Origin of the sequence: Thiocapsa sp. (assembly GCF_018399035.1) — a bacterium.
Taxonomy (GTDB): Bacteria; Pseudomonadota; Gammaproteobacteria; order Chromatiales; family Chromatiaceae; genus Thiocapsa.
The window spans coordinates 5,606,348-5,618,401 of the sequence record NZ_CP073760.1 but is presented as its reverse complement, the minus strand read 5'-3'; the positions used below and the strand labels follow the sequence as shown (position 1 = coordinate 5,618,401).

Below are 12,054 nucleotides of genomic sequence, written 5' to 3'. Positions count from 1 at the left end.
AAGAGCCAATCGCTTTTACCTTCATGGCCCTTCATGTCCTTCATGGTGACATCTCCCCTCTCGACGCCGAGGTTTCGTCCGTGTCGATGACACCTGAAGCCAAGTCGGCTTTGTCCACGGCCGTCCGGAGGTTGCGTGCGCGGTTGCTGGATGACCTGGCGGGGTCGACCGAGGCGGCTTATCGGTTTTCCGTCCGGGCGCGGGATGCCGGGCTCCGCGAGGCGGCGCAGGCGCGGCGGGCGCGTTTGGAGGCGTGGCGCGAGGAGCAGGTGCGTGCGGAGCGCGGCAGCCGGACCGGGGCCGGCGGCGGGCGCGACCGGACCCATTTTCTGCGCGAGGCGGAGAAGCGTGCCGCCTATACGCTGCTGAACCGATTGGTGCTGCTGCGGCTCATGGAGGGGATGGGGCTGCGCAAGCTCGCGGTGCTGACCGGCGGATGGGACAGCGAGGGTTACCGGAACTTCCGCGAGATCGCGCCCGCCCTGGTGCGCGGCGACGAGAGCGAGGGTTACGCCTACCTCCTGGAGCTGGTCTTCGAGGAGTTGGCCTTGGAGCTGCCCGGTCTCTACGGCAGCAATGGCGTGGCGGATCTGATCCCGGTCGGCCCCGCAACCCTGCGCCATCTGGTGGAGTCTCTGGACGACCCGGCACTCGCCAGTTGCTGGACCGACGACATGACCCTGGGCTGGGTCTACCAGTATTGGAACGACCCGGAGCGCGAGGCACTGGATGCAAAGCTACACGCCGGCGGAAAGATCGAGCCCCATGAGATCGCCAGCAAGACCCAGATGTTCACCGAGCGTTACATGGTGGACTGGCTGCTCCAGAACAGCCTGGGTCCGCTGTGGCTCGCCATGTGCCGCAAGCAGGGTTGGACCGCCGAGTGCGAGCAACCGCTTCCCGGCGAACCCGCCCCCGCCCCTGTCGATGGAGACGCACCCGTAGGTTGGGCTGAGGCACGAAGCCCAACATCCGCCGAGGCTCGCGGTCCCGGTGGTGGCGTTCCGGAGGACGCCCCGTTGGGCTTCGTACCTCAGCCCAACCGACAGGAATCCCAAGCCACCGAACCCACCGACACCACCCCGCCGCTGACCGGCCTTCTGCGCGTGCTGGATGAGCGCCGCGCCGACTGGCGCGGCAAACGGGAGCGTGGCGAGGTCACCCTCACCGACCTCATGCCCCTGCACTCGGACGCCGAGCGCCGCTGGGCCTATTACGTGCCCCAGCCGATCCCGGCGGATGCGATCGCCAATGCGCCGGACTCGGTGCGCGATTTGAAGCTCCTGGATCCAGCCGTCGGCTCCGGTCACTTCCTGGTGGTGGCCTTCGTTCTGCTCTTTGCGCTCTACAAGGAGGAGGCACGGCACCGGGGCGAGTCGGGCGATGCACGCTGGTCGGACCGTGCGATCGTCGAGCGCATCCTCACCCACAACCTGCACGGCATCGATCTCGACCCCCGTGCGGTGCAGATCGCCGCCGCCGCGCTCTGGCTCAAGGCCCGCCGTACCTGCCCGGAGGCGCGCCCCGCCCGGCTCAATCTGGTGGCCTCCAGCCTGCGCCTGGCCGGTCTTCCCGACACCGACCCTGCCCTCATGGCCTTGCGCCGCGAGGCGGCGAAGGCATCCTGGACCCCGCCACCGCAGACCTTGGCCATGCACTCCCCGCCGGAATCCTCTTCTTGGACGGTACCCTGGACGCCAACGAGGTCCAGGACAGCCTCGGCGACCCCGCCGCCGTGCTGAAGGCAGCTTGGTCGGAGCATGGCCCGGCCATCGATGCCCGTTCGGATCTGCGCACCTGGCTGCGGCTCAAGTGTTTTAAGGATGTCCACCGGACGATGTACGTGGCCACGGCATCCGGCAAGAAGGACTACGACTGGCCCCATCTCGCCATGCGTTATTGGCCGGAGCGGGTCGACGCCAAGTGCCGCCAAGACCCCTCGCTAGGCGTCGCCCACGGCTCCTTCTGGGCCTACCATCCCGCCCGCGCATGGGCCTGGGAGCTCCGCCTGCAAGACGAGATTGCTCCCGACTTCCGCATCGAAGAGGCCCCCTACCACGGCGACGGCGGCGACCGCGAGCACCGCGCCGCCTATCTGGCCGAACACTGGGAGGACGCCCTGGCGGCGATCACCAAAGAGGTCCTCCGACGCCGCCGCAAGAAAAAGGCGCCACAGCCCGAGCTGACCCTGCTGGAACCCGGTCTCTGGAGCAAACACCCCGCCGAGTGCTGGCAACTCGAACTCGACATCATCGCCAAACAATCCGCAGACTTCCATCTGCGTGCCCCCGACGAGCCCGCGACCCGCGCAGCCTTCGAGCAGTCCCACCCCGAGCTCGTCGCCGAGCGCGAGACGCTCCTGATGGAGCTGACCCCGATCGACGGCCTAATGTTCGGAGACATCGACGAGGCCGTCTGCGATGAGGCTGAAGATTCACCATGAAGGACATGAAGGTCATGAAGGGGGGAAAGCAACGCTTCTTGAGCCCACGGAGCGCTATGGTTCAACGTCAGGCACCTTGCGAATGCCTGCCGATTCCGCATGACACTCAGGCGCCTCGGAAAAACACCCCCTTCATGTCCTTCATGCCCTTCATGGTAAAAACAACCCCGATCGACGGAACCGCCTGCGATGGAGCTGAAGATTCACCATGAAGGACATGAAGGTCATGAAGGGAAAGCAAAGCATCTCGAACCAACATCACGCTGTGGTTCAACGTCACGTCGCTTTCGGAAGCCTGCCGATTCCGCATGACACTCAGGCGCCTCGGAAAAACACCCCCTTCATGTCCTTCATGCCCTTCATGGTAAAAACGACCCCGATCGACGGAACCGCCTGCGATGGAGCTGAAGATTCACCATGAAGGACATGAAGGTCATGAAGGGGGGAAAACAAAGCATGTCGAACCCCCAGGGCGCTATGGTTCAACGTCAGGTCGCTTGCGAATCCCTGCCGATTCCGCATAACACTCAGGCGCCTCGGAAAAACACCCCCTTCATGTCCTTCATGCCCTTCATGGTAAAAACGACCCCGATCGACGGAACCGCCTGCGATGGAGCTGAAGATTCACCATGAAGGACATGAAGGTCATGAAGGGGGGAAAGCAAAGCATCTCGACGCAACGGCACGCGGTGGTTCAGCGTCACGTCGCTTTCGGAAGCCGGCCGATTCCCCATGACACCCGGTCGCCTCGGAAAAACACCCCCTTCATGACCTTCATGCCCTTCATGGTTCGCTTTAAAAAGGCATCGGCATGACCAAAACCGAACTGCTCGAACTGATCAAGAACGGCGAAAGCTCCGGCGTGGAGTTCCAGCGCGACGACGTTCGCCCGGAGCAACTCGCCAAGGAGATCGTGGCGCTGGCCAACTTTCAGGGCGGCGTGATCCTCCTCGGGGTCGAGGACGACGGAACCATCACCGGCATCCAGCGTGAGCATCTCGAGGAGTGGGTGATGGATACCGTCTTCGGGCGCTACGTGCATCCGATGATCCTGCCGTACTTCGAGACGGTGCAGATGGATAACGGTCGCCGGGTGGCCGTCATCTCGCTCACGCAGGGGACGGCCAAGCCCTACGTGGTGCGCGACAAGGACCGGGAGGAGATTTACGTGCGCGCCGGAAGCACGTCGCGCAAGGCATCGCGCGAGCAGCAGGCGCGGCTCTTCGCACTCGGGGGCATGCTTCACGCGGAGCTGCTGCCGGTGTCCGGCACGGGGATTCAAGACCTCGACCTGGAGCGGCTGAACGACTATCTGGCCCAGGTGCTCAATGATCCCGAGGTGCCTTCAGATCCGGCCACCTGGACGAAACGCCTCATGGGCCTGGGATTCATGACGGAGCGACCGGGCGGCGAGCCGGTGTGCACCATCGCCGGCACCCTGCTCTTCGGGCGTCGGCCACGCTGGGCGCTGCGTCAGGCCGGGGTGCGCTGGATGGCCTTTCCCGGAGACACGATGGACTATGCCGCAAGCGACGATCACATCCTGGACGAACCCCTGGTGGGACTCTGGCGTACGCGCGACGGCAGCCGCGTCTTGGAGCGCGGCGGACTCCTGGAGTCCCTCATGGAGCGGATGCGGCCCTTCGTGTCGGCGGAATCCGCGGAGCTCGCGGACGGGTTGCGTCGCGAGCGGCGCTGGCACTATCCACAGGCGGCACTGCGTGAGGCACTGGTGAACGCCCTCGCCCATCGCGACTGGACGCGCATCGAGGATGTCGAGGTCGTGGCCTATGCGGATCGACTGGAGGTCCGCAGCCCTGGCGCCCTGCAGAATTCCATGACCGTGGAGAAGATGCTCGCCGGTCAGCGCTCGCCCCGCAACCCACTGATCCTCGACGTGCTGCGTGACTACGGCTACGTGGACGCGCGCGGCATGGGAGTGCGGAGCAAGATCGTCCCCCTCTTGCGGCAACACAACGGCGTGGATCCGGAATTCGAGGCGACCGAGGACGCTCTGCTGGTGCGGTTTTGGCGGGATGCGGCGGCCCGGGAGCGGGCCCTGGATCACACGACGGGCCACGCAGGATGACGGCTCACGGGGTCGACACCGATTCGTCGCTCGGACTCGGGCCCGTGTCCCGGACCTTGGAGGCGGAGCTACGCTCCTGCGTGCGCAAGCACGGCATCCTTGTTTGGCTGGATCTGGACGACCATTACGGGAGCTTCGTCGATCAGCTCGTCGAACTGCGTGCAGACGGCGAAATGCCCTATGCGGTCCATGGCTACCGCGGCAGTTTTTTGGAGCTCCTGCTCGCGCTGGAGCCCGACACCAGCGGAGGCGACGGGGCGCCCCTCCTCGTTCATTTACCCGGATTCACCGAGGACTCGGTCCGCGCCACGCCGCTGTTGGAGCTCTACCGCGCCGGGAAACGCTTCCGCAAAGCCCTTGGGGACCCTGGTGGGCGAAGCGGCAACGGGTCTGGTTGCGCCCGAACGGGTCGCGGCCTTCATCGGCTCCGACGGACTGACGCTCGCCGGGGCGGACGCCTGGCTTGCCGCAAACCTGCAGGCGCATTCCGGCGCCCTCGCCGATACCCTCCGTGCCCTGCCGCTCAGTGCCCTGATGGATGACCTCTTTACCGTCGAAGGGATCTCCGATCGGCTCAATGACCCGAACAGTCAGGCCGCTTTTTGGGACCATCTGCAGGCAACCACCGGGATGACCGATGAGTGGCGACTGGCCTTCTCCCCCGCCGCGGGGGCCAAGCGAAGCGACGTGGCCTACATGACGGACTGGAAAATCACCGCGGACAATGTTCTGGTGCGCCTGCGCGGCGAGGGTGTCGACGGTCGACATTTCAGCGAGGCACTGGGGCAACTCGGCCGTGTCGGGTTCTGGGAAGATACCGAGCTTTGGCAGGACATCAGCCAAAACCTTCCGGGCTATCGCCTGAGCAAGTTCCAGCCCCTGATGCCGTCTTGGGTGGAGCGCGAGACCCTTGAGCGCTATCTGCTCGACCTGGAGGGAACGCGGAATTGGCTCGCCCGGACGGCGCCATCCTGACACCGAAAGGCCCCGACACAGGCTTTGGTGCGGCGCCTAGCCAATTCAGGATAGTGGTCACCGAAACAGCTGACCACTATCTTCTCGCCGATCGCTTTGGGCACACAAACAAAAGCCGGCACGAGGCCGGCTTCTTAAGGTTTCGGGAAAACTTGGAGCGGGAAACGAGATTCGAACTCGCGACCCCAACCTTGGCAAGGTTGTGCTCTACCACTGAGCTATTCCCGCTTTGGAGCCGTGCATTTTAAGGCATTCCTCGATACTGTCAACCCCTCGATTGCATCGAGGAGGTTAGCATCGGACGATGCTTTGCTTATCGTCCCGAACCCTGCTCAATCGCGCCCCTCGACATCGACCTGACCGGACAGGCTCGGCCAGGCCGCGCGCAGATACTGCACCATCGACCAAAGCGTCAGAACGGCGGCGACGTAGAGGAGCACGACCCCTAATCCGTAGACCCAGGGTCCGAAGACCGTATCGCGCAGGATCAGGAGCACGATCGAGATCATCTGGGCCGTAGTCTTGATCTTGCCGGTCATGGAAACAGCGACCTTGGCGCGCGCGCCGATCTCGGCCATCCACTCGCGCAACGCCGAGACCGTGATCTCGCGTCCGATGATGACCATCGCCGGGAGCGCCAAGAGCGTTCGGGGGTCGTACTGCACCAACAAAACGAGGGCAACCGCGACCATCAGCTTGTCGGCGACCGGATCGAGGAAGGCCCCGAGCGGCGAGGTCTGTTCCCAGAGCCGCGCGAGATAGCCGTCGAGCCAATCCGTCAGAGCGGCCGCACCGAAGACCGCGGCGGCGACATAAGGCGCCCAAAGTGTGTCCATATAGAAGACGACGACAAACACCGGAATCAAGACAATCCGGAGCATCGTCAGAAGGTTGGGGATATTCCACATACGTCAGGGCGCCGCGGCCTCCTCGTGAAAAGCATCGTAGATCTGTTGTGCCAATTGTCGGCCGATGCCGTCGACGCAGGCAATGTCCTCGACCCCTGCACGGGCCAGGCCGCGGATGCCGCCGAACTGCTTCAGAAGACGCTGGCGGCGGCGCGGCCCGATCCCGGCGAGCCCTTCCAGCGTAGACGTGGTGCGTGCCTTGGCACGGCGCTGGCGATGACCGGTAATGGCGAACCGATGGGCCTCGTCGCGGATCTGCTCGATCAGGTGCATGGCGGGGGAATCGCTCGGCAGTATAAGCGGCGACTCGACGTCCAACAACCAAAGCAGCTCGGTGCCCGGACGCCGATCAGGCCCCTTCGAAATCCCCACCAGCTGAACGCCGGCGATGCCGAGCTCTTGGAGCGCATCGCCGACCGCGCGGATCTGCCCGCGTCCGCCGTCGATGAAGAGGATATCGGGAATCGGATACTCGCCCTGCTTGACCCGGGTGTAGCGCCGGGTCAGGGCCTGGTGCAGGGCCGCATAGTCGTCGCCCGGGGTGATGCCCTCGATGTTGAAGCGGCGGTAATCCGATTTGCGCGGCCCTTCGCCGTCGAAGACCACGCAGGAGGCGACGGTGCGCTCGCCTTGGGTGTGACTGATGTCGAAGCACTCCATGCGCTGGGGCCGCTCGGGGAGATCCAGTGCATCGCGCAGCGCCGCGATGCGGCGTCCGTAACCGGCCTGGCTGCCGAGCCTGGATTTGAGCGCGACCTCGGCATTGCCGCGGGCCATCTCGAGCCAGCGCGCACGCTCGGCGCGCACCCGCCATTTGATGTGCACACGCCGCTCGGCGCGTTGCGAGAGCGCCGTCTCCAAGAGCCCGCGCTCCTCCGGCTCGACGTTGACGACCAGCTCGGGCGGGATCTGTTTGTCGGCATAGAACTGGGCCAAGAACCCGGCCAGGAGGGTCGCGTCGTCCGTGTCGTCGGGCGTCTTCGGAAAGAATGCCTTGTTGCCGAGGTTGCGCCCGGCGCGGATGAAGAAGACCTGCACGCAGCTCGTCCCGCCCTCCTGTGCGCAGGCGATGATGTCGAGGTCGCCGCCCTCCCCGCTCACGTATTGGCGCTGCTGGATACGGCTTAGGGTCGCGATCTGATCGCGCAGGACGGCGGCGCGCTCGAACTCGAGCGCGGCCGCAGCCTGCTCCATGCCGCGACCGAGATCCGCGATCACCTCCTCCGCGCGCCCGTCGAGAAACTGGATGGTGTGGGCGACGTCCTCGCCGTACGCCTCGGGGCTGACGAGCCCGACACAGGGGCCGCTGCAGCGCTTGATCTGATACTGCAGACAGGGTCGCGAGCGGTTGCTGAAGAAGCTGTCTTCGCACTGGCGCACCGGGAAGAGCTTCTGCAGCAGCTGCAGCGTTTCGCGCACCGCCCAGGCGCTCGGATAGGGTCCGAAGAGGCGCCCTTTGGATTTGCGCGGCCCCCGATAAAACGCGAGTCTCGGGAAGTCGTCCTGCGTGCTGAGATAGATGAAGGGATAGCTCTTGTCGTCGCGCAGCAGGACGTTGAAGCGCGGACGCAGTGACTTGATGAGGTTGCTCTCGAGCAGCAACGCCTCGCCCTCGGTGCGGGTCACCGTCACCTCGATGTCGGCGATCTGGCTCACCATCACCTGCAGACGGCGCGTCAGGGCCCGGCTGAAATAGCTCGACACCCGGCGTTTGAGGTTCTTCGCCTTGCCGACATAGAGGACGGTAGCCTCGGCATCGAGCATGCGATAAACGCCGGGGTTTTGGGGGATGCGCTCGAGGAGGGCTCGCGCAGGCATTTCGGGTTCGGGCCGAGCCTCCTCGGGAGCTTGATCGGGAGTGGTGTCGTTCATGTGCGGATTAGAGCGCAAACGACCGCTGCCGATCCAGAGCGGACACCCCGACGCAGTCGGGGTTGCTTCATCCGCGGGGCTGAGCACCTATCGGATTCTAAAGTCTCTCGCGGAGATACGGAGACGCGGAGACACTGAGCGCACGCCGGAAAGATCTCGGATTCTCCGTGCCCTCCGTGTCTCCGTGTCTCCGTGAGAGTCATCTCGAGCTGAAACCGGCGTGCCGGCGTCAACTGCTCGCTGGCAATCGGCTGGGGGCAGAGCCTTGATTCAGGTCAAGGCCATGTATCCATGCCATCGTTAGCGTAAACGAGCAGTCTCGGTCTCGCCTCCACCAACCACCGGATGACACCCCTATGCGCATCGCGTCAGGCACCAACAGGCAACGGGGCGTCGCCGTCCTTGCGCTCGGCTTCCGGCCGTTTTTTCTGGCCGCGGGGATCGCCGCCGTGCTGTCCGTCCTGGTCTGGCTCGGGATGCTGACAGGCCATGTCCCGCAACCCGGCTATTTGGCCGGGCCGGCCTGGCACGCCCATGAAATGCTGTTCGGGTATCTGGCGGCCGTCATCGCCGGTTTCCTGCTGACCGCCGTACGCAACTGGAGCGGCATGGACACGCCGACCGGTCCGGCACTCGCGGGATTGGTCGCGCTTTGGCTTGCCGCACGTCTGATGCCCTGGCTCGGGCTGCCGCCGCTATTGGTCGCCCTGACCGATGTCGCCTTCTTCCCGGTGCTGGCATTCGCGCTGCGGCGACCGCTCTGGTTCGGCCCCAATCCGGTGAACCGCGTCTTCCTGCTGCTGTTCGCCGGCATGACCCTCGCGAGCGCGCTGGTCCATTTGGACGTGCTCGGCATCCTTGCGGGCGGGGTGGCGCGGGGTCACCGCCTGATGCTGGACCTGGTCATCCTGACGATGCTGCTGGTCTCGGGCCGCGTAATGCCCTTCTTCATCGAGCGCGGCATTACCGGCGCCAAGCCCGGAAGTGTCCAGTTCGTCGAGCGTCTGACCTTCCTGCTGGCCGGAGCACTCCTGATCGCGGACCTCATCCAGCCCCACGGATCCCCCTCGGGCGCCGTCGCGATCGCGTTGGGCCTGGTGCTTCTGGTGCGAATCGCCGGCTGGCACGATCGACGTGTCTGGACCACACCCATGTTGACGGTGCTCTATGTGGGTCTGCTCTGGCTTGCGTTCGGCCTGATCCTGGACGGGCTTCCCGCCTTCACCGCCCTGCCCGCCCGCGGCGCACTCCATACCTTGACCATCGGGGCGATCGGAGTGGTGACGCTCGGGATGATGGCGCGGGTCGCGGTCGGTCATACGGGTCGTGCGATGCAGGCGAGCAGACTGACCATCGTCGCCTTCGTCCTGATCAACTGCGCGGCCGCACTGCGCGGTTTAGCACCCTTGGTCTACCCGGCCGACTATCACGCTTGGCTGATGAGCGCCGGACTCTGCTGGATCCTCGCGTTCGGGCTCTTTCTCTGGGTTCATGCGCCCATGCTGGTCGCGCCCCGGCCGGACGGGCGCCCGGGCTGACGCGGCTGCGGGGGCATCGCTTGGGAGCGATTCAACAAAACCGAGCATGGCGGGTCGAGCGTCAGCGGAACCTATCCATCCTGCGCCGAGGGCATCGGACCGAAACCCGGCAACGTAGCGGTTGGGAGGATGGGTTTCGCTGACGCTCTACCCATCCTACACGTTCGTCATGTGTTCACCTTGCTTCTGAATCGTCACGTATCACTCGGGCGTCGGGTCCGACCGGCCTTGTTTGTCTATCCACGTGTCGTCTTCTTCAACTGAGGCGCCGGGCGGTGCTGGTCGAGGATGTGCCCGAGACTCAGGATGGGATGGGGCCAGAAATGGACTGCGCACCGCCCCGTAAAGCAGAACGACGGATGCACCGAACGAGCCGATGGTCACAACCGCACCGAACCCTTGACGGGATTTGAATCTTGCGGCTCGATCCGAACCTTGACTCATATCAAGCCGGGCATGAAATCTATCGGCACGTCATTCAACGCAGACGGGGAGCGAGGCGATCGATGAACACGGATGAACCCCGTTTCGAGCAGACGGCACATGAGACGAGCGACGACGACGATCGACTCTGGCCGAGCGCCGATTATGCCCGTCAGGTCGAGCGACTGCGCGAGGCCGTCGGCGGGACCGTCTATCTCGTCGAGCTCGAGCCGACCGAGATCCAACTCGGGATTCGCCAGACCGGACAGCCCTACGTCCTGCTCGACATCTTGGAGTTTCCGCGACCGGATCCGGCTCGGGGTCTCGCACCGCACCTGATCCTGCTCGACGACGGTCGCGGCGTAAATCTCGGTCGCATCGCCCGAATCAGCCTGGAGCGGCCCTTCAGTCCGACGCCCGAGCAGATCCTCTACCAGGATCGTCGGGCCACTCGAGAGCTCTTGTTCGCGGAGCGGCGCCTCTCCCAGGCCTTTATCGCCGAACGCTCGCAACAGCTTCTCGGACAGGTGCTCGGGATGGACGGCACGGCGCCACGCCCGGTGCAGACACCGGCGATCGGGCATCAACCGAAACCCGCCGATTGATCTGCCTCAAGGCGATCCGCGGATGAGCCACGCCCAATAGGCTCGGCCAGCGGCGCTCGACGGACTTCCGAACCATCTATCACCTCGCCCACGCCCATGCAGTGGAGCGGAAGAATCGTCGCATGTGCGCGAGGAACCTTATGCGCTCGCCGATCCAATCGCTGCATCCGATGACGCCGCTTGACCAAGCAGCCGGTCTGTTCGTGCGCCAAGGTGTCAAGGCGCTGCCGGTAGTCGCAGGCGGCGAATTGGTAAGCGGAATCCTGAACGAGACGGATATTCTCAAGCGATTCGGCGCGGATAGTTTCTTAGTTCGAGGAGACCGACGGGGGTACGATGTCAAGATCAGCAAGGGCTTCAGCGAGCTGAAACCGAGCGCCTACAGCACCGCGGTCAAGGAGCCAACCGCGAACTACCGCGTTGCGCCTGCGGACAAGAGCAACATGAGCCGTTATCTGTTCGGCGGCTTTGAGCGCTGCCTGTATCCGGTCCAAAAGTTTGAGTCCGACGCCGAACGCAAGCTGACCGTAATCCTGGAACGTGAGGCGGCCAAGTGGTTCAGACCGGCCCGCGGACAGTTCCAGATCCATTACCGCGACGGCGCCGACCATCGCGAATTCCAGCCCGACTTCGTCGCCGAAACGGACGCCGCCGTCTACATGCTGGAGCCGAAGATGCGCAAAGAGATGGAGGATCCTTCGGTAATCGCCAAGAAAGAGGCCGCGGTCGGTTGGTGCGCCAATGCCTCCGTCCACGCGCTCTCGCATGGCGGCAAACCCTGGCGGTACCTGCTGATCCCACACGACGCGATCGCGGAGAACATGACCCTGAGCGGCCTTGCCTGCCAGTACGGAGGGTAGCGGATGGCGGCTCCGCCAACGCATGCGCGCTTCGCCGCTACTCTTTCGCGGCAAGCCGTTGGATTGCCGGGCGTGGCTTGTGCCGTGCCAGCCAGACGTCGTAAGACATCTGCTGGCTCAACCAGAGCTCGGCGCGACCGCCTTGCTCGCTGCCGAGCCATGCTTCGAGACGCAGTGCCATATCCGGAGAGATGGCAGCACGCCCGTTGAGCACGCGCGACAGAGCCGCGCGGGTGACGCCGAGCTGCCGAGCGGCTTCGGTGACGGTGAGTCCAAGCTCAGGCAGCACATCATCCCGCAGCGTCTCTCCGGGATGGGGAGGGTTGTGAATGTTGCTCATG

14 protein-coding genes and 1 tRNA gene are annotated in these 12,054 nt (G+C 64.7%); 10 read left to right on the top strand and 5 right to left on the bottom strand.

Annotated features, from left to right (window positions below; genetic code table 11):
* The first annotated feature begins 86 nt into the window (after positions 1-86).
* From KFB96_RS25690 to KFB96_RS25665, 6 genes are all read left to right on the top strand, one after another.
* Positions 87-1,742: a DNA methyltransferase gene (locus tag KFB96_RS25690; protein WP_213458295.1), complete on the top strand. Its 1,656-nt coding sequence runs from the start codon at positions 87-89 to the stop codon at positions 1,740-1,742.
* Positions 1,679-2,443 (top strand): hypothetical protein, encoded by a 765-nt coding sequence (locus tag KFB96_RS25685; RefSeq protein WP_213458294.1) that lies wholly within the window; start codon positions 1,679-1,681, stop codon positions 2,441-2,443. The genes KFB96_RS25690 and KFB96_RS25685 overlap by 64 nt, the downstream gene beginning before the upstream one ends.
* A 208-nt stretch (positions 2,444-2,651) precedes the next feature.
* Positions 2,652-2,864, top strand: coding sequence for a hypothetical protein (locus KFB96_RS25680; RefSeq protein ID WP_213458293.1), 213 nt, complete (start codon positions 2,652-2,654; stop codon positions 2,862-2,864).
* A complete protein-coding gene (locus KFB96_RS25675; protein WP_213458292.1) occupies positions 2,861-3,076 on the top strand; it encodes a hypothetical protein in 216 nt (71 codons plus the stop codon). The genes KFB96_RS25680 and KFB96_RS25675 overlap by 4 nt, the downstream gene beginning before the upstream one ends.
* Positions 3,073-3,258: a hypothetical protein gene (locus KFB96_RS25670; RefSeq protein WP_213458291.1), complete on the top strand. Its 186-nt coding sequence runs from the start codon at positions 3,073-3,075 to the stop codon at positions 3,256-3,258. The genes KFB96_RS25675 and KFB96_RS25670 overlap by 4 nt, the downstream gene beginning before the upstream one ends.
* Complete coding sequence (locus KFB96_RS25665) at positions 3,255-4,532, top strand: RNA-binding domain-containing protein (RefSeq protein ID WP_213458290.1); 1,278 nt, start codon at positions 3,255-3,257, stop codon at positions 4,530-4,532. Before KFB96_RS25670 ends, KFB96_RS25665 begins: the two co-directional genes overlap by 4 nt.
* Positions 4,533-4,600: 68 nt before the next feature.
* Here KFB96_RS25665 and KFB96_RS25660 read toward each other — a convergent pair whose 3' ends face one another.
* Complete coding sequence (locus tag KFB96_RS25660) at positions 4,601-4,807, bottom strand: hypothetical protein (RefSeq protein WP_213458289.1); 207 nt, start codon at positions 4,805-4,807, stop codon at positions 4,601-4,603.
* A gap of 94 nt (positions 4,808-4,901) precedes the next feature.
* Between KFB96_RS25660 and KFB96_RS25655 the strand changes: the two genes are divergently transcribed.
* The gene (locus KFB96_RS25655; RefSeq protein WP_213458288.1) at positions 4,902-5,507 is read left to right on the top strand and encodes a hypothetical protein; all 606 of its coding nucleotides are present in this window, start codon (positions 4,902-4,904) and stop codon (positions 5,505-5,507) included.
* A gap of 153 nt (positions 5,508-5,660) precedes the next feature.
* On the opposite strand, the gene KFB96_RS25650 is transcribed toward KFB96_RS25655, so the two are convergent.
* The 3 genes from KFB96_RS25650 to uvrC all read right to left on the bottom strand — a co-directional run bounded on the left by KFB96_RS25650 (position 5,661) and on the right by uvrC (position 8,233).
* A tRNA-Gly gene (locus tag KFB96_RS25650) sits at positions 5,661-5,735 on the bottom strand.
* 104 nt (positions 5,736-5,839) lie between these two features.
* A complete protein-coding gene (gene pgsA / locus KFB96_RS25645; RefSeq protein ID WP_213458287.1) occupies positions 5,840-6,415 on the bottom strand; it encodes a CDP-diacylglycerol--glycerol-3-phosphate 3-phosphatidyltransferase in 576 nt (191 codons plus the stop codon).
* Positions 6,416-6,418: 3 nt separating this feature from the next.
* The gene (gene uvrC / locus KFB96_RS25640) at positions 6,419-8,233 is read right to left on the bottom strand and encodes an excinuclease ABC subunit UvrC (RefSeq protein ID WP_213458286.1); all 1,815 of its coding nucleotides are present in this window, start codon (positions 8,231-8,233) and stop codon (positions 6,419-6,421) included.
* A gap of 410 nt (positions 8,234-8,643) precedes the next feature.
* On the opposite strand from uvrC, the gene KFB96_RS25635 reads away from it, so the two are divergent.
* The 3 genes from KFB96_RS25635 to KFB96_RS25625 all read left to right on the top strand — a co-directional run bounded on the left by KFB96_RS25635 (position 8,644) and on the right by KFB96_RS25625 (position 11,713).
* Positions 8,644-9,825 carry an NnrS family protein gene (locus KFB96_RS25635; protein ID WP_213458285.1) on the top strand — a complete coding sequence of 394 codons (1,182 nt, stop codon included), beginning with the start codon at positions 8,644-8,646 and terminating at the stop codon, positions 9,823-9,825.
* Between the two features lie 506 nt (positions 9,826-10,331).
* Positions 10,332-10,853, top strand: a complete 522-nt coding sequence (locus KFB96_RS25630) for a hypothetical protein (RefSeq protein WP_213458284.1) — start codon at positions 10,332-10,334, stop codon at positions 10,851-10,853.
* A 140-nt stretch (positions 10,854-10,993) separates the two neighbouring features.
* Positions 10,994-11,713, top strand: a complete 720-nt coding sequence (locus tag KFB96_RS25625) for a CBS domain-containing protein (RefSeq protein ID WP_300971163.1) — start codon at positions 10,994-10,996, stop codon at positions 11,711-11,713.
* A 37-nt stretch (positions 11,714-11,750) separates the two neighbouring features.
* On the opposite strand, the gene KFB96_RS25620 is transcribed toward KFB96_RS25625, so the two are convergent.
* The gene (locus KFB96_RS25620) at positions 11,751-12,053 is read right to left on the bottom strand and encodes a HigA family addiction module antitoxin (RefSeq protein WP_213458282.1); all 303 of its coding nucleotides are present in this window, start codon (positions 12,051-12,053) and stop codon (positions 11,751-11,753) included.
* Position 12,054 lies beyond the last annotated feature (1 nt).

Excerpts from the sequence above, each read along its gene's own strand:
- KFB96_RS25690 (WP_213458295.1), top strand. The coding sequence starts at position 87 with ATGACACCTGAAGCCAAGTCGGCTTTGTCCACGGCCGTCCGGAGGTTG.
- KFB96_RS25680 (WP_213458293.1), top strand. The coding sequence starts at position 2,652 with ATGAAGGACATGAAGGTCATGAAGGGAAAGCAAAGCATCTCGAACCAA.
- KFB96_RS25675 (WP_213458292.1), top strand. The coding sequence starts at position 2,861 with ATGAAGGACATGAAGGTCATGAAGGGGGGAAAACAAAGCATGTCGAAC.
- KFB96_RS25670 (WP_213458291.1), top strand. The coding sequence starts at position 3,073 with ATGAAGGACATGAAGGTCATGAAGGGGGGAAAGCAAAGCATCTCGACG.
- KFB96_RS25665 (WP_213458290.1), top strand. The coding sequence starts at position 3,255 with ATGACCAAAACCGAACTGCTCGAACTGATCAAGAACGGCGAAAGCTCC.
- KFB96_RS25660 (WP_213458289.1), bottom strand. The coding sequence starts at position 4,807 with ATGAACGAGGAGGGGCGCCCCGTCGCCTCCGCTGGTGTCGGGCTCCAG.
- pgsA (WP_213458287.1), bottom strand. The coding sequence starts at position 6,415 with ATGTGGAATATCCCCAACCTTCTGACGATGCTCCGGATTGTCTTGATT.
- uvrC (WP_213458286.1), bottom strand. The coding sequence starts at position 8,233 with ATGCCTGCGCGAGCCCTCCTCGAGCGCATCCCCCAAAACCCCGGCGTT.
- KFB96_RS25635 (WP_213458285.1), top strand. The coding sequence starts at position 8,644 with ATGCGCATCGCGTCAGGCACCAACAGGCAACGGGGCGTCGCCGTCCTT.
- KFB96_RS25630 (WP_213458284.1), top strand. The coding sequence starts at position 10,332 with ATGAACACGGATGAACCCCGTTTCGAGCAGACGGCACATGAGACGAGC.
- KFB96_RS25625 (WP_300971163.1), top strand. The coding sequence starts at position 10,994 with ATGCGCTCGCCGATCCAATCGCTGCATCCGATGACGCCGCTTGACCAA.
- KFB96_RS25620 (WP_213458282.1), bottom strand. The coding sequence starts at position 12,053 with ATGAGCAACATTCACAACCCTCCCCATCCCGGAGAGACGCTGCGGGAT.